We start from the raw sequence: 21,620 nt of genomic DNA on the forward strand, positions 1-21,620 counted from the left end.
GTTCCATCAAAACCGGGCAACTTGCTCGCCAAAATAGGGGTAGAGCGCGATCGACTTAAACCGATCGCGCTCTAGCGTGAGGTTTCCAAAGGCTTTGCCTTTGGTCTGGGTGCAGGGGGCAAAGCCCCCTGCCTCTTTTTTGTTTTGATCGTTCCAAACCGTTCCTGCCAGGTCGGCGTCTCGCCGGGAAATCCGAGGGAGGTTGCGGCAAAGACGCCGCGCGCAATGGCGCGTGCCATCGTCAACGTCGCGGCGAAGCCGAGTTCGGTGAGTTCGGCGAGAGGCTCGCCCAATGGTCGCGCGCCGGTCGCGGCGGCGAAGATGGTGTCACCATCGAGCGGCGCATGCGCCGGCAGAACAGCGCGGGCGAGACCGTCATGCGCCATCACCGCGAGACGATGGGCTTGTGCTTTGTCCAAAACCGCATCGGTTACGATCACGCCGATCGTCGTTGCCGTACCGGGTGCGGTTTTCAGGCGTGGGCGGAGATCCTCGGCGGTGATCACCGGCGGCAGGCCGCGGCCGCCGAATTCGCGATCGCGCTCGAAGGGTGCGGCCCAGAAATGCGGCCCGTCGCCGATCGTCACGCTGCCGAGCGCATTGACCGCGACCAGGGCGGCGACGCGGTGCCCCGCCCGCGTGGTTGCGCTCGCGGAACCGAGCCCGCCTTTCAGCGTCGCCGTGGTTGCCCCCATGCCTGCGCCAACCGAACCGAGCGCGAAGATGCCGCCCCGCGCCGCCGCCGCTGCGGCGCGCCCGAGATCCCAATAAGGCGGGCGTTCGCCCCAGGCTTTGTTGCCGCCATTGCCGAGATCGAACAAGATTGCCTGCGCGACCAGCGGCACATTTTGGCCGCCAATGACAAATCCCCGCCCCTCGGCGCGAAGAAACGCTTGCACGCCGCCGGCGGCATCGAGCCCGAAGGCCGAGCCGCCGGAGAGCACGATGGCATCGATCGCACCCACCGTCGCGGCCGGCGCCAGCATGCCGAGATCACGCCCGCCGGGCGCGCCGCCGAGCACCGCAACCGAGGCAACCGCCGGGCGCGCGAAGAGGATCGTGGTCACGCCCGAGCCGAGCCCGGGCTCGTCGGCGTGGCCGACGGCGACACCCTCGATGTCAGTCAGCAGGTTGCGCATCATCGTCGCCGTTTCGTGACATTCCGCGGTTTGCAGACGGCGCTTCCTTCGTTCTACGCAGTCCGCCCCGCGGCGAGCCGCGCCGGGTTGAGGAGATCGTTAAGGGTCGCATCGTCGAGCGAGAATTTCTCGCGGGCCAGCGCCCGGATGGTGCGACCGCTGGCCAATGCCTCATGGGCGAGGCCGGCCGCCGCCTCATAGCCGATCACCGGCACCAGCGCCGTCACCGCGCCGACACTGGCCTCGAGATGCCGCGCGCAATCGGCTGGGCGCGGCGCAAGACCTTCGACGCAGCGGATGCGTAACACCGTCACCGCATTGGTGAGCAGCATCAGCGAGGCGTGGATATTGTGCGCGATCAGGGGTTCGAAGGCGTTGAGCTGCAATTGCCCGCCCTCGGCGGCAAGCGTGATCGCGAGATCATTGCCGATGACCTGAAAACAAACCTGATTGACCACTTCCGGGATCACCGGATTGACCTTCCCGGGCATGATCGAAGAGCCCGGCTGCACCGCCGGCAGCGCGATTTCGGCGAGCCCGCCGCGCGGGCCCGAGGAAAGCAGGCGAAGATCATTGGCGATTTTGGAAAGCTTGGTCGCGACCCGCTTGAGCACGCCGGAAAACATCACGAACGCCCCCATGTCCCAGCTCGCTTCGACCAGATTGCCCGATTGCACCAGCGGAAATCCGCTGATCGCGGCAAGTTCGGCGATCGCGCGCGGGCCATAGGCGGGATCGGCGTTGATCCTCGTCCCGATCGCGGTGCCACCGAGATTGACCTCGCAGAGCAACCGCTCGGCCTCGCCGAGACGTTGGATATCCTCGCGGATCGCGGTCGCGAAGGCGCCGAGTTCCTGGCCCAGCGTCATCGGCACGGCATCCTGCAACTGGGTGCGGCCGAGCTTGACGATCTCGGCGGTCTCGGTCGCTTTGCGCTCGAACGCCGCCGCGAGATCGGCGAGCGCGTCGGTGAGCGCGGCACAAGACAGCAAAACCGAAAGCCGCACCGCCGTCGGGTAGGTATCGTTGGTCGATTGCGAGAGATTGACGTCATCATTGGGGTGGAGCGCGTGATAGGCGCCGCGCCGGTGGCCGAGATGCTCGAGCGCGCGGTTGGCCAGCACTTCGTTCATGTTCATGTTGGTCGAGGTGCCGGCGCCGCCCTGAATGACATCGACCGGGAACTGGTCATGGAATTTCCCGGCGATGATCTCGTCCGCCGCCGCCGCGATCGCGTGCGCTTTTTCGGGGGCGAGCTTGCCGAGCGCGAGATTGGCCCGCGCCGCCGCCTGCTTGACCATGGCGAGCGCCCGCAAGAGCGCCGGGTAGTGCGAGAGCGGAACACCGGAGATCGGGAAATTCGCGACCGCGCGCACGGTCTGCGCGCCCCAATAGGCGGCTTCCGGCACCTCGACCTCGCCCAGGCTGTCATGCTCGCGGCGTGTGTCGTTCATGGCCGGCTCCGTCCTCGCATTGCTGTTGGCAAGAGATGCACAAAGAGTGTCGCCGCGACAAGCGCGATCGCGAGCACAGAGACCGCGCCCCAGCCGCCGAGCCGCCAGGCAAGCCCGCCGCCGGCCGAACCGACCGTGCCGCCGGCGAACATCACGGTGATGAACACCGTGTTGATGCGGCTTCTGGCTTCGGGGCGAAGGGCGTAGATCACGCTCTGATGGGCGATCAACGCCATCTGCACGCCGAGATCGAGCAGCACGACGCCAGCGATCAGCCCGGCGAGGTGGTTAAACGCAGCGAGGATCAGCCAGGCAAGCAGCGTGAGCCCGATGCCGAGCAGAATGACCGGGCGCGGCCCCCGCCGATCGGCGATCCGCCCGGCGAGCGGGGCGGCAAACACGCCGGCGGCACCGATCACCCCGAAGAGGCCGGCGGCAGCGCTCCCCATGGCGAAAGGCGGCGCCGCGAGATGGAGCGCAAGCGTCGCCCAAAACGCGCTGAAAGCGCCGAACAATCCCGCTTGCGCGAGGGCGGCGCGGCGAAGCGGGGCGAGATCGACGAGGAGGGCGAAGAGCGAGGCGAGCAAATGGCGATAGGCGAGCGGCGGCTTGGGCGCGCTACGCGGCAATGTCACCCGCAAAAGCAACGCGATGACGGCAACGAGCACGACCCCGGCCGCGAACACCACCCGCCAGCCGGCCAGCGCGGCGAGCGCGCCACTCGCAACGCGCCCGAGCAGGATACCGCTCAGAAGCCCGCTCATCACCGTCCCGACTACGGCGCCGCGCCGCGCCGGCGGCGCGAGCTCGGCCGCGAGTGGCACGATCTGCTGCGCAACCGTCGCCCCGATGCCGACCGCGACCATCGCCGCGAACAACGTCCCCGGCCCCGGCGCCAGGGCGGCGGCGGCAAGCGACGCGGCAAGCCAGGCGAGCTGGCCGAAAATCAACCCCTGCCGGCTCATGCCATCGCCGAGCGGCACCAGCAATAAAAGCCCGATCGCAAAGCCAAGCTGATTGGCGGTGGGAAGCAGGCTCACCAGCGTCGCCGCGCCGGAAAATTCGTCCCCGATCACCCCCAAAATCGGTTGCACGTAATAGATATTGGCGACCGCGCCGCCACACGCGAACGCCATCGCGGCGAGCGCGACAGGGGAAAGCGAGCCCGCCGCGCCCGGCGCGGCGGTTTCGTGATAGGATGGCGAGGCCATGAAAAAGGATCGATTCCCGTGATGTCTGACGAACGCAGCCACGACATAGGGCGCCGGCGCCGCTTCGCCCAGCCCCAACGGTTGGCCCGGGAGGTCGCGTTGGCATGAGCACGCTCGCCCTCGGCCTGATCGCCGCCCTCGCTTTGGCGGCGCTGGCCGTCACGTTCTGGAGCCAACGCGGGCAGGCGGCGCGGGCGGAAATGCTACGCCTCAAGCTCGATCAAATTCTGGGAAGCGAGCAGACTTCCAGGGCAGCACTCGAGCAACGCCTGCGCGAGACCGAACGCGCGCTGATCGCCCCGCTCGGGGAGCTGCGCGAAATTCTCGGGCGCAGTATCGGAGACATCCGCGCAACCCTCGCCGAGGGCCAGGAAAAAGCCTGGGAATTGCTCTCCGGCCGGCTGGACAAAATGCGCGAGGGCAATGAGGCCAAGCTCGGCGAGATCCAGAAAACCGTCAACGAACAGCTCCACGCGGCCGTCGAAGCCCAGATGACGGCGAGCTTCGCCCGCGTCACCGAGCAATTCGCCGCCGTCCAGAAAGCGATCGGCGATGTCCAGTCGGTGACCGCCGAAATCGGCGATCTCCGGCGCCTGTTCGCCAACGTGAAAACCCGCGGCGGCTGGGGCGAGGCGCAGCTAGAGGCGCTGCTCGACGATATTCTGCCCGCCGGCGGTTATCAAAAGAACGTGCGCATCGACGAGACCAGCGGCGAGGCGGTGGAATTCGCGCTGGTCATGCCGATGCGCGGCGCCATTCGCCCGCTGCTCGCGATCGACGCCAAATTCCCGGTGGAAGACTATGAGCGCATGCTGGAGGCGGCGGCGTCCGGCGATCTCGAGGCCGAACGCGCCGGCCGCGCCGGGCTCGCCGTCCGGATCAAAAAGGAGGCGGAGAAAATCCGCGAGAAATATATCCGCCCGCCGCGCACGGTGGAATTCGCCGTGCTCTATCTCCCGAGCGATGGGCTCTATGTCGAGGTCGCGCGCATTCCCGGCCTAATCGACGAGGTCGGGCGCCTCTGCCGCGTCCTGATTCTCGGGCCGAGCCTGCTGCCGGCGCTGCTCCGCACCATCCATCTCGGCCATGTGACGCTCGCCTTGGAGGAAAAAGCCGACGAGGTGCGCGGCCTGCTCGCCGCGACGCGGAGCGAAATGCAGAAAATGGACAAAGTGCTCTCAGACCTCGCACGACAAGCGAACACCTTCGGCAATACCATCGAGAAGGCCCGCCAACGCACCCGCGTCGTCGATCGCAAGCTGCGCTCGGTGGAAACGTTGGACCCTGAACACGCGACCGCGCTGCTCGGGGTCGGCGAGGAAGCGCTCGATGAGGAAGGGTAACGGAAAGCAAGGCCAGGGCTCCGCCCTGGACCCGCTGGGGCCTGAGGCCCCAGACCCCCATCCTGAAACTGCGGCGGCTTCACAACGGAGATCAAACTGATGGCACGGGTTTGGGGGCTGCTCGGGGCTTTGGCTGGGTTCCTCGGGGTCGCGATGGCGGCCTATCGTGCGCATGGCGGCTTCACCCCCGAACATGCCGAGCTTTTTGCCCGCGCGAGCGAAATCACGCTCTGGCACGCACCGGTTTTGCTATTCCTCGGCCTGTGGCGCGAGCGCACAGGCGGATGGCTCGTGGATGCGGCCGGGGCGGCGATCGCGCTCGGGGTCGTTTTGTTCGCGGGCACGGTCGCGGCGCTGGCACTCGGGCGCATCAGCCACGCAACCCTCGCCCCCTACGGCGGCAGCCTGCTTCTGCTCGGCTGGGCGCTGATCGCGGTGGCGAGCTTACGCCGGTGAGGCGGCCTCAATCCCATTTCGGCGCAAACGGCGGATTGACGCAGCGCTGGGTCTTGGGGAGGGCCTTGATGCGGGCGCGATCATCGTCGTCGAGGGTGATTTTCCAGGCGGCGAGATTGGCCGCTTGGCTCTCGCGCCGCCCGGCTTTCGGGATCACCGCGATAGCGGGCTGATCGAGGAGCCATTTGAGGGCCACCTGCGCGGGCGTCGCATCGTGTTTTTTGGCGATTTCGGTGAGCGTCGGGTGTTCGGCGAGCCGGCCTTGCGCAAGCGGGCAATAAGCGGTGACGAACAGCCCCTTCGCGCGAGCGTAGGTCAGCACCGCCGCTTGGTCGAGCAGGACATGATATTCGATCTGGTTGCAGACGATCGGCGCCCGCACCGTCTCCACCGCCTCGCGCAGCAGCGCGGTCGGGAAATTGGAGACACCGATCGCCCGCGTCAGCCCTTCGTCGCGCAGCCGCACCATGGTCTCGAGCGCCGCCGGCAGATCCATCCCCGGCGCCGGCCAGTGGATCAGATAGAGATCGAGATGATCGAGCCGGAGCGCCCGCAAAGAGGCCTCACAGGCGCGCCGGATGCCATCCGGCGTCAGATGCTCCCACCACACCTTGCTGGTGACGTGAAGATCATCGCGCTTGATCCCCGAGGCCGCGACCGCGGCACCGATCTCCGCCTCATTGGCATACATCTCGGCGGTATCGATATGGCGATAGCCGAGCGCGAGCGCTTGCGCGACGGCCGCACGGCAAGCCTCCCCTTGAAGGCGGAACGTGCCCAGGCCGAGCCGGTCCATGCGCAAGCCGCCGGCGGTGATTTTTTCCATGAAAACCCTTTCGATACGACAAAGACCGTTGCCCGTTCAAAGGGATAGCGGAAAATGGGCGCATCTTCAAGGCAGCGGCATGGACCTCTTCAGGCAATCGGGCGAACCGGGTTTGAGAAACGCCAAGAATGACACCAGCGACGCTTACCCCACGACGCGCAGACGCTGGCGCGGCTCGGCGATCGCGCGGTAGAGCGCGAGATAGTCGAGCGCCATGCGCTTGGCGGTGAAGCGCTTCTCGAACTGAGCGCGCACCCGCGCGCGATCGAGTTCGCCGAGACGTTCGACGGCGCCGATGGCCCCGGTCTCGTCCTCGACGATGAAGCCGGAGATGCCATCATCGACCACTTCCGGCACCGAGCCGCGATTGATCGCAATCACCGGCGTGCCGCAGGCCATCGCTTCGATCATGACGAGACCGAACGGCTCCGGCCAGTCGATCGGCATCAAAAGGGCGATCGCGCCGGAGAGGAAATCAGGCTTCTGCGCCTCGTTGATTTCGCCGATCAGCTCGACGCCGGGGTCGTCCAGCATCGGCTTGATCACGGCCTCGAAATACGCCCGGTCGGCGTTGTCCACCTTGGCCGCGATCTTGAGCGGGATCCCGGCCGCACGCGCGATGCGGATGGCCCGATCGGGGCGCTTTTCGGGCGAAATGCGGCCGAGAAAGGCGAGATAGCTCGGGGTTGCCGGCCGCGGCGTCAGCAGGTTTTCCGGCAGGCCATGCAGCACCGTGCCGATGAAATTGGCCTGCGGCAGCGGGCGGCGCTGGGAGTCGGAGATCGAGACTAACGGCACCTGCGAGAAGACATCGAAGATGCCCTGGTATTCGATCATGTCGAGGCGGCCATGCAAGGTGTTCAGCCACGGCGTCGGCTGGCGGCTGAACAGGCTGAAGGGCAGATATTCATTGTGGAAATGCAGCACATCGAACTCACCCGCGCGTTGCATCACCCGCTCCATGAGCAGCGCATGCGGCGCGATCGGGTCGCGGATCGCGGGATCGAGGCGGAGCGCGCGCGGCCAAGCCGCCTCGAGATGGGCCGTGGTCTCCGAATCCCCGCTGGCAAACAGCGTCACCTCATGGCCGAGCGCGACCAGCTCCTCGGTCAGGTAGGAGACGACGCGTTCGGTGCCGCCATAGAATTTCGGCGGCACAGCTTCATAGAGGGGGGCGATCTGGGCGATGCGCATGGTTTTTTCTCTCTTTGAGCCAGATATCCGATCACTTCATAGCCGACGTCGTCGCGGCTGATGTCTTCGCGCCGCCGCGCTTTTGACGCTCCTGGGCGGCGCGGGTGGTAGTTAGAGAGACGAAACGGGCAAATCTAGGGCGGATTTTGCCTTAACTCCGCCGCAATGCCGCGCAACATTGAGGCTCATTCCCGCCCCACGAAAGACGCCGACCGCCATGTTGTTCGCTCGCCCCCATCCCCCCGCGACCACCGGCAACGATGCCCCCCCGCTGCCCGACATCGCAGCGCTCGAGCACCTCGCGCGCCGGCCGATCGCGTTCATCTTCGCTTACGTGCTGCGCCATAAATTCCAGCACGCGGTGGTGATCGGCGCGGTGATGCTCGCCGTCGGGTTCTCGGTCAGCTCGCAATACGCGCTGAAACATCTCGTCGACACGCTGATGGCGCATCGGATCGCCGCCGTTTGGTGGGCGTTCGGCCTGCTTGCCGGGGTGATCGCCGCCGATAATCTCACCTGGCGTCTCGCCGGCTGGGTCGCGTCCTACGTCTTCGTTGCCGTCACCGGCGATGTCCGGCGCGATCTTTTCGCCCATCTCACCGGTCACGCACCGTCTTTCTTCGCCGAGCGCCAGCCGGGCACGCTCGCCGGGCGCATCACCGCGACCGCCAACGCCATCTTCACCGTAGAAAACCTGTTCTCCTGGAACGTGATGCCGCCTTGCCTTGCGGTGGTTCTCGCGATCTGTTTCCTCGCCTCCGTCGATCCGGTAATGGCGCTGGTGCTGGCGACGATTTCGGGCTCGCTCGCCGCCCTGTTGATCCGGCTCGCGAGCCGCGGCACCGCGCTCCATCATCGCTACGCCGCCGAGGCCGCCGCCGTCGATGGTGAACTCGTCGACGTCATCAACAACATCTCCCTGGTGCGCGCCTTCGGCGCCTTCGGCCGCGAGCAGGCGCGGTTTCGCCGCCGCATCGGCGCCGAAATGAAAGCGCGCGGCGAAAGCCTTCGCTATCTCGAACGCCTCCGCCTTCTCCATGCCGCGACCACGGCGCTGCTCACCGCGGGCATCCTCGCCTGGGGCATCCTGCTCTGGCAGCGCGGCGCCGCCAGCGCCGGCGACATGGTGCTGGTCAGCACGCTCGGTTTCATCATCCTGCACGGCACCCGTGATCTCGCCGTCGCCCTCGTCGATATGGTGCAGCACATCGCGCGGCTCTCGGAAGCGCTGTCGACGCTGCTGCTCCCGCATGAGCTGCGCGACGCTGCGGATGCGCAGAAACTCGCGGTGCCGCGCGGCCTGGTCGAATTCCGCGACGTCTCCTTCGCCTATCCCGGCGGGCAGACGGTGCTCAAGAATTTCAATCTCCGCATCGAACCGGGCTCACGTCTCGGCCTCGTCGGCCGCTCCGGCTCGGGCAAGACCACGGTGCTCACCCTTTTGCAGCGTTTTCGCGATATCGATGGCGGGGAAATCCTGATCGACGGCCAAAGCATCGCCGACCTTGCCCAGGAAAGCCTGCATCGCGCGATCGCGGTGGTGCCGCAGGACGTGCTGATGTTCCACCGCTCGGTGCGCGAGAATATCCGCTATGGCCGACCCGACGCCACCGACCAGGAGGTCCGCGCCGCCGCCGAGGCCGCTGGCTGCCACGATTTCATCATGCAGCTCGCAGACGGTTACGATACCGTCGTCGGCGATCGCGGCACCAAGCTCTCGGGCGGTCAGCGCCAGAGGATCGCCATCGCCCGCGCCTTCCTGTGCGATGCGCCGGTGCTGCTGCTCGACGAGGCGACCAGCGCGCTCGACAGCGAGGCCGAGCAGGCGGTGCAGGACGCGCTCATGCGGCTGATGATCGGGCGCACGGTGATCGCCGTCGCCCACCGGCTCTCCACCCTCAAGGATTTCGACCGCATCGTCGTCATGCAGTCTGGCCAGATCGTCCAGGACGGCAGCCCGATCGAACTCGAACAATCGCCCGGCCTCTATCGCGAGCTGCTCCGTCGCCAAGCGCTGCAGCTCGTCGACGTGGCCGCTTAGAGCAAGGTAGGTTTTGATTGAACCATCCAGTTCACTCAAAACCGGCCAACTTGCTCGCCAAAATAGGCGTAGAGCGTGATCGACTTAAACCGATCACGCTCTAGGGCCGCGAACGCGGCTAGAGCGTGCCCGGATCATATCGATCCAGACACGCTCTATTAAGGTATTGTTGTAGAGTGTGATTCACGTCTCCGGCGATTCCGCCTTCGACGATCACGCTCTAGCCGCCAGAGTGCGTTTGGCAGGCGGCGCGGGCGAATTCGTCGATATAATCGATCAGCGCGTCAGACGCCTCTGCCGCCGCCGCCGGCGCGCCATCGGCGACGGCGCGGGCGACCGCGGCATGAAGGCGGGCGGCGCGCGCGAGATCGGCGACCTCGCGGTAATGCATGTACCAGAAGCGCCGTGACAGCCCGTTCATCAACGCCATCGCGCCGGCGGCGAACTCGTTTCGCGCGCTCTCCAAAAGCAGGAGATTGAAGGCGCGATCGAGACGCATGAACGCGGTATCGTCATTGCCAGCGGCGGCGTCTTCCATGCCGGCGGCGATGTCGGCGAAACGCGCGCGCTGCGCCGGGCTCGCCTCGGTCGCGGCGGTGCGGGCGAGCAGGCGCTCGATCTCGCGGCGAACGGCGAGCAGCCGCAATTGCCGGGCGATGTCGATCTCGGTGACGACGATGCCACGGCGCGGCAGCACCCGCACCAGCCCCTCGCGCGCGAGCCGCTGCAACGCCTCGCGCACCGGCGTGCGGCCCAGCCCGCAGCGCTGGCTGAGAACCGCCTCGGAGACCGCAGCGCCGGGAGCCAGACGCAGCATCGCGATGTCTTCCTCGAGGATGCGATAGGCGCGCTCGGTCAGCGAACACGCCGCCCCGGCCGGCGGGGCGGCAGGCGGGGAGCCGTCATGCGTCATGCCGCGCCCCTTCAGAAACCAAACATGTGATCGAGCGAGAAGCCGCCGGCTGCGTCCATCAGGCCATGATAGCCGAACAGGCGGCAGGTGGTGTCGCGGATCAGAACATAGCCGCGCGACCCGGCGCGGGCGAGGCGATCGGGGCCAAACACGTCCTGCGGGTGGATCAGCGCCGAGCCCGAACAGGCGATGGCGAGCGGCGCCTCCGCGACCAAGGCGCCCGCTTCGTCATGGAGCAGGAGGCTCGTCGTCGAGCGCGGGTGCCATGGCGCTGAGGCCGGGTAGATGAGACAGGTGAAGCTCTGCCGCCCGCCCTCGCCGAGGCGAAGAAAAAGCCGCGTCGAAAGCCCCGGTGGCTTGCCGCTATAGGATTGCGGCTCGTCGCGATAGGTCATCAGCGTATTGAAGATGTGGCTGCCGAAGCTCGATTCCGCCTCGTGGCCGCTCTCGCGATCGGCATAGCGGAACAAAGCGTGCAACCAGCCATTGCCCTCGCCGCCATCACGGAAATCATAGACCAGCTCGCCATGGCCGCCTTCAGGCAGGGCGTCCGGGGCGAGAACGCTGTCGAGATCGAGGGCGAGCGCGTGATCGCGCGCAAGGCAGCCAAGGAAATGACTCCCCGCCGGCCGTCCCTCAGGGTCGAAAAGATCGAGGCGGAGCGGCAGCGAGGTCTCGCTCGTCGCCATCGGCGTCGGCTGCACGATGGTTGCGAAACGCCGCCGCGGCAGGATCGGAAACGGCAGCAGAAAGCCGCGCCCGAGCGGCGCCGGGAGCGCGCGGAGGGTGGGATCGGGGGCGAGATCGGCGCGCTCGACATTGACATGGGCGATGCGGGTGCGCCCGCCGCGCACCACCTCATAGCGCGGCCGGACGACATGGCGCCCGGCGCGGAGTTCGATCTGCGCCGGCCAGCGAATGCCGGGCAGCAATGTCGCGACATCGAGCGCCTCGGTCGCGAAGGGCGCGATCGGGCGGGGGAACGCGACCGGCCGCTCCGCCCCCATGCGGTCGAGCGCGATCGCGCCGGCGGGGATGGCGACGGCGTGGCTATTCTGCACCCAGAGGATCACCCGCTCATCCTCGCGCGGCGCGGGGAGACCGGCATAGCGCTCAGACGGCCAGGCATTGGCGTCATGCGTGCAAGAGAGACTGGGACCAGCGTCGGTCGGGAAGGTATCGAGGGCGTATTTCACCACGTCATGACCGGCGGCGCCGATGACATGCAGGAAAAGCTGGCCGGTGAACGGCGGCAGCCCGAAGCGGGCGCGGACGGCACGGCTGTCGATCGCGAAGCCGCCTGGACCCGCAGGCAAAGCCTCTTCCCAGGTGGCCAGCACCTCGCCGTCGGCGGCGAACAGGCGAAGCCAGAGGCGGACCGCGCCGGCGCCGTAGCCGGCCCAGTAATTGGCCGAGACGAGGCGCGTCGAAAGCCCGTCCTGATCGCGAAAAAAGGCAAAGTTGGTCGCGAAATTGCGCCGCTCGCCATAGCGTTCGGGCACCGTCAGCATCTCCCGCGGCAGGCGGATCGCATCGAGCGAGAGACATTCCATACCGGCAGGCATAAAGGGCGCGAGACGGGCCTTGAGGCGCTCGGCGTCGAAGGCGGTGATCAGGAGTGCGCGCGCGGCACTGCGCGGCAGGTCGGTGAGCGGGCACGCCGCGCATCCGGCGATCTCGCGGCCGATCGCCCGCACATCCTCGACATAAACCTCAGCGATCGGCGGCAATGCTGGGGCGAGCGCAAGCAGCGCCGGGGCAATGCCATCCGGGTCAAGCAGGGCAATCGGCGCGAGCGGGCGGAGCCGCGCCGCGAGCGCGCTGAGAGCTTCCGCCGCGAGCGGATGCGAGAGCGCCTTATAGAGCACATTGCCGCCCTGACGCTGGTCAAAGGTCTCGATCGCGAGCATCACAGCCTCTCAGTTCACCGGCGCGGCGGCGCTGCGGGCACCACCAAACGGACAAACGTTTTTTGGTTCTTTTTTTCAAAAAAGAACAATTCTTCCCACCTTTCGCCCGGCACTGCTCAATAGCCAAGCCGCCGGCGGAGTTCATCGGCCGCCGCTTCTGTATCATTGATCGGGATCGTGGGCCAAACCTCCAACCGGCCGGTGAACTCGCGGGCCCGGCCGCTTGCGATCAGCGTCGCGCTGAAATCGCGGATGCGCCGCGAATGGCCAGGCAGACGGGCGACCAGCAGCGGCGCTGCGGTCGCCGCCGCTTCCGACATCATCGAGACGCTGTCCTCGGTCGCGATGATCACGTCGGCCAGCGCCAACAACCCGAAATAGGGATTTTCGCCGCTGCCGTCCCAGAGATAGGCGGTGCCGGCATCGCGCGGGCCGGCGAGCGCAAGCGCGAGCGCCCGTTGCGCCGCGCTTGAGGTGCGACGCGACGGGGTGACGGCGAGACCGGCGCCGTCGGCGGCGAGGGCGGCAAGCCGGATGCCGAGCGCCTCGGCTTCGAGGGCGCCGAGGCGGAACCGCCCGTTCGAGCCGCCGACCAGCACCGCGACCAGCGGGCGCGGCAGATGGGCGAGGCGTGGCCGCCAGATCGCCGCCGCCTCGGCCAATCGCGCCGGTGTCACGCCATGGAGTGCTGTGCGGGTGACGATGACGTTGGGCCCGGTGAGATCGTCATGGATCGCGGCGAGAATGACGTCGAAGCGGCGCAGATCCATGCGCGGGTGCTGGATTTGCACGGCGCGCAGGCCATAGCGGCGGCGCAGCGCAGCGCCGATCACGGCGCCTGCGCCGCCGCACCCGATCACGATCTCGGGGAGCGGCCCGGCGAGAGCGTCACCGATGGCGGCGAGCGGCGCCGGCCATAGCCGCGCGGTAACAAAGCGCCAGGGCGCGCGCGGCGTGAGGATACGGCTTTCGGGGGCGAGCGATGCGGCCTCGGCCAACCCCCGCGCCTGCGCCATCAGCCCGGCATAGGATTCGCTGAGGATCCAGGAAGATGGCGGCAAGGCTGGGGGCGGCGCGGCCGAGGGTGTGCGGGTCATGGCGGGCGGGTTTGCCCGGCGCCGTCGTTGCGGTCAACCGGCTTGTCGGGGGTCTTTCGTGGTGCTACCGGCGGCGATGACGATGTCAGGTTCTGATCCCGCCGCTTTGCCGCGTGTCGTGCTCTCCGCCGTCGTGCCGGTGCGGGACGAGGCGCCGAACATCCTGCCGCTCGCCCGCGAATTGCGGGCCGTGCTGGCGGCGTTTGCGGCGCGGCATGGCGGCGCCGAAATCGTCTATGTCGATGACGGGAGCGCCGATGAGACGCCAGCCCGCCTTGCCGAAGCGGCGCGGCTCTCCGGCGTTCCGCTACGCTGGCGCCGCCATCGCGTCGCTTGCGGACAGAGTGCGGCGCTCGCGACCGGCATCGCCGCCGCCGCCGGCGAATGGATCGCAACATTGGACGGCGACGGCCAAAACGACCCCGCCGATATTCCGCGTCTGTTCGATCGCGCGCTGGCCGAAGCGGGTAGGCGCGAGCCGGTGTTGATCGCGGGATGGCGAAAGGCGCGGCGCGATGGCTGGCGAAAACGGGTGAGTTCACGCCTTGCCAATCGCCTCCGCGCGGCGATGCTCGGCGATGGAACGCCCGATACCGGCTGCGGGCTGAAGCTGTTTCGCCGTGCCGCCTTCCTCGATCTGCCGCGTTTCGATCATATGCACCGCTTTCTGCCGGCGTTGTTTCTGCGTGCCGGCGGGCGCGTGGTCAGCGTCGCGGTCAATCACCGGCCGCGCCACGCCGGGCGCTCGCATTATGGCACGCTCGACCGGCTTTGCGTCGGCCTGGTCGATCTCGCCGGCGTCTATTGGCTGATGCGGCGCAGCACCCGCCCCGATGTCGTGACGCCGGACCAAGGGGCGCGGTCGTGACGCGGCGGCTCGGCTTGGTGCTGGCGCTGCTGCTGATCGCAGCGGCGCCCGCGCCGCCAACGCCCCCCGCCTCCCCTCCCCCCTCCCCCGCACCTTCGTCGGCGCCAACGCCCGCGAAAGGCAGCGTCACCGGCTTGCCGCTGCCGCGCTTTGCCGCGCTGCGCTCTGATGACGTCAATCTCCGTGCCGGGCCCGGCACGCGCTATCCGATCACCTGGGTCTATAAGCGGCGCGGCCTGCCGGTTGAGATCGAGCGCGAATTCGATGTCTGGCGGCTGGTGCGCGATGCCGACGGCACCGAGGGCTGGGTCCATGAGGCGACGTTGACCGGGCGGCGGACCCTCCTTGTGATCGGCGCCGAACAGACGTTGCGCGCCGCCCCGCGCGACGATGCCGCCATCGTCGCCCGCGCCGCAGCGGGCGTTGTCGGGCGGATCAGCCATTGCGCCGCCGATTCCCCCTGGTGCGAGGTCGAGATCAAGGGCTATCGTGGCTTTCTGCCACGCACGGCGTTCTGGGGAAGTTTTCCGGGGGAGGCGGTGAATTGAACGGATCGGAGCCCGGCGAAGACCCAAGGCGCGCCCATCACGATCTCGGGGGGGTGCCGAAATTCCTCTGCGAGGCGGTGGACACCGCACCGCACGGGCTCACCGCCTTTGATCGTCGCGTCGATGCCCTGCGCCAGATCCTCGGCGCTGACGGGATCATGCGGGTCGATGAATTGCGGCGCGGGATCGAGGCGATTCCGGAGGCCGACTATCACCGCCTGTCCTACTACCAGCGCTGGCTGCGTTCGATCGTCGCGACGCTCCTGCGCAAGGGGGTGATCACCGCAGACGAGCTGCGGGCGGCGCTGGCCGCGCGGAAAGACGGTGTGCGATGACATATCTCGCCCCCGGCACCCCTGTCATGGTGCGTAACGACTGGCCGGAGAGCCGGGGCGAGGCGCATATCCGAACGCCGCATTATGTGCGCGGCCGCGCCGGTGTCGTCGTCCGCCATCTCGGCGATTTTCCCAACCCCGAGGATCTCGCCTTCGCCCGCCCGGCGGCGGTGGTCCCGCTCTATCACGTGCGCTTCGAGCCAAGCACGCTCTGGCCGCCGCCGCGGAGCGCCGGCGCCTTGCTGGTCGAGATTTTCGGCCATTGGCTGGAGGCGCGATGACCACCCCGCCCGATCTGCTGGCAACCCCGGCCGAGGCCCTGTTCGCCGCCCTCCTCGACGTGCTCGCCGCCAAGGGGGTGGTGCGCGAGGCCGAGCTTGCCGCGCGCATCGCCGCAACCGATGCCGCATCACCCGCGCAAGGGGCGCGGATGGTGGCGCGCGCCTGGGTCGATCCCACCTATCGCGCGCTGATGCTCGCCGATGGCACGCGGGCGGCGGAAGCGCTCGACATCCCGATGCTCGGCGCGCCGCCGCTCGGGGTTCTGGAAAACCGCCCTGGCCGCCACCATCTCGTCGTCTGCACGCTGTGCAGTTGCTATCCGCGCGCGGTGCTCGGGTATCCGCCGTTCTGGTTCAAATCGGCCGCCTACCGCGCCCGCGCGGTGCGTGACCCGCGCCGGCTGATCGCCGAATGGGGCACGGTGTTGGCGCCGGAGACGGAGATCGTGGTGGTCGACTCGACCGCCGATTACCGCTGGATGGTGCTGCCCCAACGCCCCCCCGGCACCGAGGGATGGGGGGAGGCGGCGCTGGCGGCGCTGGTCCGCGAGGGGGATATGATCGGGGTCACGGTGCCGCAGGCCGGCGATCAAACTGGCGCAATGCGATAATCGCGGCGCGGCGATAGAAGAGGCTTTTCCCTGACGGGACAATTCCGATATCCTGCGCCGAGGAGGGGAGCGGCGGCGGCCCAGAGGCCGGGTTTTCGCGTCCGTCGGCTTCCGTATGGTTGGGCGACCCGTCGCGGGTCCGGGTAATAAGCAGCGATGAGCGATAACGACAAGCGTGACGGCACTGGCAATGGCGACGGCCCGGCAACCGGAGTGGTGGTGCGCGCGCGGCCCAAAACCCGCAAGCCGGCGATGTACAAGGTTTTGATGCTGAACGACGATTACACGCCGATGGAGTTCGTCGTGCATGTCCTCGAGCGGTTTTTCCAAAAAACCCGCGAGGAGGCGACCCGCATCATGCTGCATGTGCATCGCCGTGGCGTCGGCGTCTGCGGCGTCTATACCTACGAGGTGGCTGAGACCAAGGTGACGCAGGTGATGGATCTCGCGCGCCAGAACCAGCACCCGTTGCAATGCACGATCGAGAAGGAATGATGGCGCGCAGGGCGGCCGCGGCGCACGAAGATTTTTTGCCGCCGGTCATGGTCTGGCAATATTTTCGTGTGTAATCTCGTGTTGTGCGCTGCCGTGGAGATCCCACATGATGGGGTGGCGCCGAACCGGGGATGGCCTCGGATAGCGAAGGAGCGTTGATCGGATATGCTCTCACGAAATCTGGAACAGACGCTTCATCGGGCGCTCTCTTTCGCCAGTGAACGGCGTCACGAATACGCGACCCTCGAGCATCTCCTGCTCAGCCTCACCGACGATAGCGACGCCGCGACCGTTCTGCGCGCCTGCGGTCTCGATCTCGACAAACTGCGCGTCGATCTGATCGAGTTCCTCGATAAGGATCTCTCCGGCCTGGTCACCGACCGGCGCGGGGACCCGAAGCCGACCGCGGGCTTTCAACGCGTGGTGCAGCGCGCCGCGATCCATGTCCAATCCTCCGGGCGCGACGAAGTGACCGGCGCCAATGTCCTCGTCGCGCTGTTTAGCGAGCGTGAGAGCCATGCCGTCTATTTCCTGCAATTGCAGGATATGACACGGCTTGATGCGGTCAATTTCATCAGCCACGGCATCGCCAAGGCCCCCGGCCGTTCGAACCCGCGCCCGGTGCAGGGCGCAGCCGGTGGCGAGCCGCATGCCCCGGGCGAGGGCGAGCGCGAGGAGAAACACGCCAAGCGCGGCCAGGACGCGCTCGCCAATTACTGCGTCAATCTCAACAAGAAGGCGCTCGCCGGCAAGATCGACCCGCTGATCGGCCGCGAATTGGAGATCGAGCGCACGATCCAGATTCTCTGCCGGCGGACCAAGAACAACCCGCTCTATGTCGGCGATCCGGGGGTTGGCAAAACCGCCATCGCCGAGGGCCTCGCCAAGCGCATCGTCGAGGGCGACGTGCCGGAAGTGTTGACCAAGGCGACCATTTTCGCGCTCGACATGGGCGCGCTGCTCGCTGGCACCCGCTATCGCGGCGATTTCGAGGAGCGGTTGAAAGCGGTGGTCTCCGAACTCGAAAACCACCCCGATGCGATCCTGTTCATCGACGAAATCCACACCGTGATCGGCGCTGGCGCGACCAGCGGCGGCGCGATGGATGCCTCGAACCTGCTCAAGCCGGCGCTCGCCTCGGGCACGCTGCGCTGCATCGGCAGCACCACCTACAAGGAATTCCGCAATTACTTCGAGAAGGATCGCGCCCTGGTGCGGCGCTTCCAGAAGATCGACGTCAATGAGCCGAATGTCGAGGACGCGGTGAAAATCCTGCGCGGGCTCAAATCGAATTACGAGAAACACCACAAGGTGCGCTACACCGACGAGGCGATCCGCGCCGCGGTCGAATTGTCTTCGAAATATATCAACGACCGCAAGCTGCCCGACAAGGCGATCGACGTCATCGACGAGGTCGGCGCCTCGCGCATGCTGCTCCCCGAAAACAAGCGCCGCAAAACCGTAACGCTCCGCGATGTCGAGGAAATCGTCGCCAAAATCGCGCGCATCCCGCCGAAATCGGTCTCCAGCGACGACAAGGAGACGCTGCGCAATCTCGACCGCAACCTCAAGGCGATGGTGTTCGGCCAGGATGCCGCCATCGAAGCTTTGGCGGCGGCGATCAAATTGTCCCGCGCCGGCCTGCGCGAAGTCGAAAAGCCGATCGGCAATTATCTCTTCAGCGGCCCGACCGGCGTCGGCAAGACCGAAGTCGCCCGCCAACTCGCCGCGACTTTGGGGATCGAGCTGATCCGCTTCGACATGAGCGAATATATGGAGCGGCATTCGGTCTCGCGTCTGATCGGCGCCCCGCCCGGCTATGTCGGCTTCGACCAGGGCGGGCTGCTCACCGATGCGATCGACCAGCATCCGCACGCCGTGCTGCTGCTCGACGAGATCGAGAAGGCGCATCCCGATCTTTTCAATATCCTGCTGCAGGTGATGGATCACGGCAAACTCACCGATCATAACGGCAAATCGGTCGATTTCCGCAACATCATCCTGATCATGACCACCAATGCCGGCGCCGCCGATCTTGCCAAGGCGGCGATCGGCTTCGGCCGCGAGGTTCGCATCGGCGAGGATGAGGAGGCGATCAAGCGCCTTTTCACCCCGGAATTCCGCAACCGTCTTGACGCCATCATCGCCTTCTCGGGCCTGACGCCGGAGATCGTCGCCCGCGTCGTCGAGAAATTCGTCATGCAGCTCGAAGCCCAGCTCGCCGACCGCAACGTCACCATCGAGCTGAGTTCGGCGGCGAAGGAATGGCTGGCCGAGCGCGGCTATGATCCGCTTTACGGCGCACGGCCGCTGGCGCGGGTGATCCAGGAGAACATCAAGAAGCCCTTGGCCGAGGAGTTGCTGTTCGGTCGCCTGGCCAAAGGCGGCGCGGTCAAGGTCAGCGTCAAGGACGGTGCCCTCGATTTCGAGTTCGTCGAGCTTACCCCGCCGGCGCTGCCCGGCCCGGAAGGCGATGACGGTTCGGAACGCGAGGCCGAAATCGCCGGGTAGCAGTCGCCTCTCTTCCTTGAGAAAAGAGGGGCGTTACCCGCGTCCCTTGAGGCGGCGGCGCGCGAGTGTGGCGCGCAAGAGATCGCGGTCGAAGGCGCCGAACATGAGCCCGGCGCCGCCATAAGCGAGCAATCCCAACGGGATCAGCGCCGCGAGGCGTGCGATTGCGCCGAGCGGGTCGGTGGCAACCCCGGGCAACATAGCGCGTAGGGCTGCGCCGGTGAACGCGAGCAGGAGAACCATCGCGACTGACGCGGCAAAAATACGCCCGATGCGCGCAAACAGCGCCCGGTCGGGGCGGAAATGGCCGGTCCGGGCGAGCAGCCACGCGAGCGCCCCGGCATTGAAGAACGCCGCGAGGCTGGTTGCCAGAGGCGGCCCGAGATAGCCGAGCGGGTGCATCAGGGCGAGATTGAGCGCGAGATTGAGGAAAACCGCGATGACCCCGATCTTGACCGGGGTTTTGGTGTCGCCGCGGGCGAAAAATCCCGGCGAGAACACTTTCGCCAGCACGAACGCCGGCAAACCGATGGCGTAGGCTGCGAGTGCCGCAGCACTTTTCGCCGCCGCCGCCCCGCTCAGCGCGCCATGGCGGAACAAGGCCAGCATGATCGGCTCGGCGAGCAGCATCAGGGCGAGCGCCGCCGGGAGCGTGAGCGCGAGCGTGAGCGCGATCGCCTGGTTCAACGTTGCACGCAGTTCGGTGATCGCCGCGGCGCGGACCTGGCGCGCAAGCAGCGGCAAAAGCGCCGTCGCGACCGCGGTGCCGATGGTCCCGAGCGGGAGTTGGTTCACGCGATCCGCGTAATAGAGCACCGAGACCGTCCCGGCCGGCAGCAGGCTCGCGATGATGGTATCGACGGCGACATTGATCTGGGTGACGCCGGCGCCGACAATCCCCGGCCCCATGCGCCGGAGCACGAGCCGCACCCCCTCGGTCAGCCTTGGTGCGCGGAGCCTGAGCGCCATGCCGCCGCGCGCGAGCGCGATCGCGAGCAGGCCGAGCTGCGCCATCCCAGAGACGGTGACGCCAACCGCCAGCGCCTGGCCGCGCGGCATCAGGTCGCGCGGGACCAACACCAAGGCGCCGATGAGGGCGAGGTTGAACACCACCGGGGTCGCGGCAGCGGCGGCGAAGCGGTTGATCCCGTTGAGAACACCCGACAGCAGGGCCGAGAGGCAAATCAGCATCAGATAGGGGAAGGTAAGACGGCTGAGCGCAACGCTGAGCGCGAATTTCGCCGGATCGGCGGCAAAACCCGGCGCCAGGAGATGCATCAGAAGCGGCATCAGGAGAAGGCCGAGCAAGGTCAGAAACCCGAGCCAGACCACCATCACGCTCGCCACCTCCTCGGCGAGACGGCGCGCTGGGCCGGCGCCTTCACCGGCGAGGCTCGCCGTGAACGCCGGCACGAAGGCGGCGTTGAACGCGCCTTCGCCGAACAGCCGGCGGAACAGGTTGGGGAGCTTGAGGGCGACGAAAAACGCATCGGCGACTGGCCCGGTGCCGAGCTGGGCTGCGATCAGGATGTCACGCAGGAAGCCGAGCACGCGGCTCCCCGCCGTCCAGACGCCGATCGTCGCGACGTTTTTCAGCACGTGCCGAGGAGACCGGCGGCGTGGAGCAAAATCGGCACCGAGGGCACGATCTCTCCCCCCATGCGGGCAAGAAAGGCGGGAAGATCAGCCGGCTGCACCAAACGCAGCGCCTCATACTCGTCATTGCCCTCGCCGGCATGGGCGGCGATGATCGCGCCGGCGCCGAGCCGGGTTGAGAGCAGGAAGCCGAGATCGAGCACGTGGGTTTCGGCGTGTTCGATCAGCGCGAGCGGACGGAAGGCGGTGATCGCGTCCCGGCCGAGGCCGATCTCTTCGCGCAATTCGGTGAATAGCTGGCCGGCGAGATCGACCTCACCGCCGGCCCTAACCGCCCTGCCATCGACATTGCCGGCAGGAGGGGTCTGCCACAGCCCGGATTGATAGACCGCGCCGCCATGGCGCCGCCCGAACAGGACGCCATCAGGCGAGAGCACGACGCCGCAGACCGCGAGCGGGCGCAGCCGCAGGGTGGCGAACAGCGCCGGGTCGCGAAACTGCGCGAGAACGCGGCGATACTCGGTCATATGGCCGCGCAGGTGCGTCGGCGTGATGTCATCGACGCTGAACACCGCGCCGTTGAACAAGGCCCCACCCGACCCCGCCTGGGCGGCGAGCCAATGCCGCTCGATGTCCGCCATGCGCCCCGCCTCGAGCGGCGCATGGGTTCCGCTGACCCGTGCCGTGACGGTCGCGGCGAGCGGATGAACCGACCATCCCGGCGGGATGGGCGGACTCTCGGGGAAGGTGGCCATCATCGCCTCTTTCGCATCCGAGGATTATCGCGGTCT

20 protein-coding genes are annotated in these 21,620 nt (G+C 67.2%); 10 read left to right on the forward strand and 10 right to left on the reverse strand.

Features of this window, described 5'->3' with window-relative positions; genetic code table 11:
• Window positions 1-71 precede the first annotated feature (71 nt).
• From DEF76_RS14025 to DEF76_RS14035, 3 genes are read right to left on the reverse strand one after another with little or no spacing between them, the layout of a single operon-like run.
• Window positions 72-1,142 carry a P1 family peptidase gene (locus DEF76_RS14025; protein WP_205216008.1) on the reverse strand — a complete coding sequence of 357 codons (1,071 nt, stop codon included), beginning with the start codon at window positions 1,140-1,142 and terminating at the stop codon, window positions 72-74.
• 50 nt (window positions 1,143-1,192) lie between these two features.
• Window positions 1,193-2,593, reverse strand: coding sequence for an aspartate ammonia-lyase (locus DEF76_RS14030; RefSeq protein ID WP_114912868.1), 1,401 nt, complete (start codon window positions 2,591-2,593; stop codon window positions 1,193-1,195).
• A complete protein-coding gene (locus DEF76_RS14035) occupies window positions 2,590-3,804 on the reverse strand; it encodes an MFS transporter (RefSeq protein WP_240319012.1) in 1,215 nt (404 codons plus the stop codon). Before DEF76_RS14035 ends, DEF76_RS14030 begins: the two co-directional genes overlap by 4 nt.
• Before the next feature lie 104 nt (window positions 3,805-3,908).
• Here DEF76_RS14035 and DEF76_RS14040 point away from each other — a divergent pair, with 104 nt between their 5' ends.
• Together DEF76_RS14040 and DEF76_RS14045 are read left to right on the forward strand one after the other, a co-directional pair.
• Window positions 3,909-5,147 (forward strand): DNA recombination protein RmuC, encoded by a 1,239-nt coding sequence (locus DEF76_RS14040; protein WP_114912869.1) that lies wholly within the window; start codon window positions 3,909-3,911, stop codon window positions 5,145-5,147.
• 99 nt (window positions 5,148-5,246) lie between these two features.
• A complete protein-coding gene (locus DEF76_RS14045) occupies window positions 5,247-5,603 on the forward strand; it encodes a DUF423 domain-containing protein (protein WP_114912870.1) in 357 nt (118 codons plus the stop codon).
• A 7-nt stretch (window positions 5,604-5,610) separates the two neighbouring features.
• On the opposite strand, the gene DEF76_RS14050 is transcribed toward DEF76_RS14045, so the two are convergent.
• Both DEF76_RS14050 and DEF76_RS14055 read right to left on the reverse strand, forming a co-directional pair.
• On the reverse strand, window positions 5,611-6,429 hold the full coding sequence (locus DEF76_RS14050) for an aldo/keto reductase (protein ID WP_114912871.1): 819 nt from the start codon (window positions 6,427-6,429) through the stop codon (window positions 5,611-5,613).
• Window positions 6,430-6,573: 144 nt separating this feature from the next.
• Window positions 6,574-7,623, reverse strand: a complete 1,050-nt coding sequence (locus DEF76_RS14055) for a glycosyltransferase family 4 protein (protein WP_114912872.1) — start codon at window positions 7,621-7,623, stop codon at window positions 6,574-6,576.
• A 217-nt stretch (window positions 7,624-7,840) separates the two neighbouring features.
• Here DEF76_RS14055 and DEF76_RS14060 point away from each other — a divergent pair, with 217 nt between their 5' ends.
• Window positions 7,841-9,664, forward strand: a complete 1,824-nt coding sequence (locus tag DEF76_RS14060) for an ABC transporter ATP-binding protein (protein WP_114912873.1) — start codon at window positions 7,841-7,843, stop codon at window positions 9,662-9,664.
• Between the two features lie 220 nt (window positions 9,665-9,884).
• Here the strand turns inward: DEF76_RS14060 and DEF76_RS14065 are convergent, their stop codons facing one another.
• The 3 genes from DEF76_RS14065 to DEF76_RS14075 form a co-directional block, all read right to left on the reverse strand.
• Entirely contained in the window at window positions 9,885-10,577 is a 693-nt protein-coding gene (locus tag DEF76_RS14065; RefSeq protein ID WP_114912874.1) for a GntR family transcriptional regulator, read from the reverse strand.
• Between the two features lie 11 nt (window positions 10,578-10,588).
• Window positions 10,589-12,487, reverse strand: coding sequence for a hypothetical protein (locus DEF76_RS14070; protein WP_114912875.1), 1,899 nt, complete (start codon window positions 12,485-12,487; stop codon window positions 10,589-10,591).
• A 116-nt stretch (window positions 12,488-12,603) separates the two neighbouring features.
• Window positions 12,604-13,584 (reverse strand): mitochondrial fission ELM1 family protein, encoded by a 981-nt coding sequence (locus DEF76_RS14075; protein ID WP_114912876.1) that lies wholly within the window; start codon window positions 13,582-13,584, stop codon window positions 12,604-12,606.
• 82 nt (window positions 13,585-13,666) lie between these two features.
• Between DEF76_RS14075 and DEF76_RS14080 the strand changes: the two genes are divergently transcribed.
• From DEF76_RS14080 to clpA, 7 genes are all read left to right on the forward strand, one after another.
• Window positions 13,667-14,452 (forward strand): glycosyltransferase, encoded by a 786-nt coding sequence (locus DEF76_RS14080; protein WP_114913903.1) that lies wholly within the window; start codon window positions 13,667-13,669, stop codon window positions 14,450-14,452.
• Entirely contained in the window at window positions 14,449-15,000 is a 552-nt protein-coding gene (locus DEF76_RS14085) for an SH3 domain-containing protein (RefSeq protein WP_240319013.1), read from the forward strand. Before DEF76_RS14080 ends, DEF76_RS14085 begins: the two co-directional genes overlap by 4 nt.
• Window positions 14,997-15,335: an SH3-like domain-containing protein gene (locus DEF76_RS20280; protein ID WP_114912877.1), complete on the forward strand. Its 339-nt coding sequence runs from the start codon at window positions 14,997-14,999 to the stop codon at window positions 15,333-15,335. Before DEF76_RS14085 ends, DEF76_RS20280 begins: the two co-directional genes overlap by 4 nt.
• Complete coding sequence (locus tag DEF76_RS20285) at window positions 15,332-15,616, forward strand: SH3-like domain-containing protein (protein WP_114912878.1); 285 nt, start codon at window positions 15,332-15,334, stop codon at window positions 15,614-15,616. The genes DEF76_RS20280 and DEF76_RS20285 overlap by 4 nt, the downstream gene beginning before the upstream one ends.
• The gene (locus DEF76_RS14100; protein WP_114912879.1) at window positions 15,613-16,227 is read left to right on the forward strand and encodes a nitrile hydratase subunit alpha; all 615 of its coding nucleotides are present in this window, start codon (window positions 15,613-15,615) and stop codon (window positions 16,225-16,227) included. The genes DEF76_RS20285 and DEF76_RS14100 overlap by 4 nt, the downstream gene beginning before the upstream one ends.
• 156 nt (window positions 16,228-16,383) lie before the next feature.
• On the forward strand, window positions 16,384-16,722 hold the full coding sequence (gene clpS, locus DEF76_RS14105) for an ATP-dependent Clp protease adapter ClpS (RefSeq protein WP_114912880.1): 339 nt from the start codon (window positions 16,384-16,386) through the stop codon (window positions 16,720-16,722).
• Between the two features lie 165 nt (window positions 16,723-16,887).
• A complete protein-coding gene (gene clpA, locus DEF76_RS14110; RefSeq protein WP_114912881.1) occupies window positions 16,888-19,233 on the forward strand; it encodes an ATP-dependent Clp protease ATP-binding subunit ClpA in 2,346 nt (781 codons plus the stop codon).
• A gap of 33 nt (window positions 19,234-19,266) precedes the next feature.
• On the opposite strand, the gene murJ is transcribed toward clpA, so the two are convergent.
• Together murJ and DEF76_RS14120 are read right to left on the reverse strand one after the other, a co-directional pair.
• Entirely contained in the window at window positions 19,267-20,832 is a 1,566-nt protein-coding gene (gene murJ / locus DEF76_RS14115) for a murein biosynthesis integral membrane protein MurJ (protein WP_114912882.1), read from the reverse strand.
• Window positions 20,826-21,584, reverse strand: a complete 759-nt coding sequence (locus tag DEF76_RS14120) for an NUDIX hydrolase (RefSeq protein WP_114912883.1) — start codon at window positions 21,582-21,584, stop codon at window positions 20,826-20,828. The genes murJ and DEF76_RS14120 overlap by 7 nt, the downstream gene beginning before the upstream one ends.
• Between the last annotated feature and the right edge of the window lie 36 nt (window positions 21,585-21,620).

The sequence above is a fragment of the Acidibrevibacterium fodinaquatile genome (genome assembly GCF_003352165.1).
Classification (GTDB): Bacteria; Pseudomonadota; Alphaproteobacteria; order Acetobacterales; family Acetobacteraceae; genus Acidibrevibacterium; species Acidibrevibacterium fodinaquatile.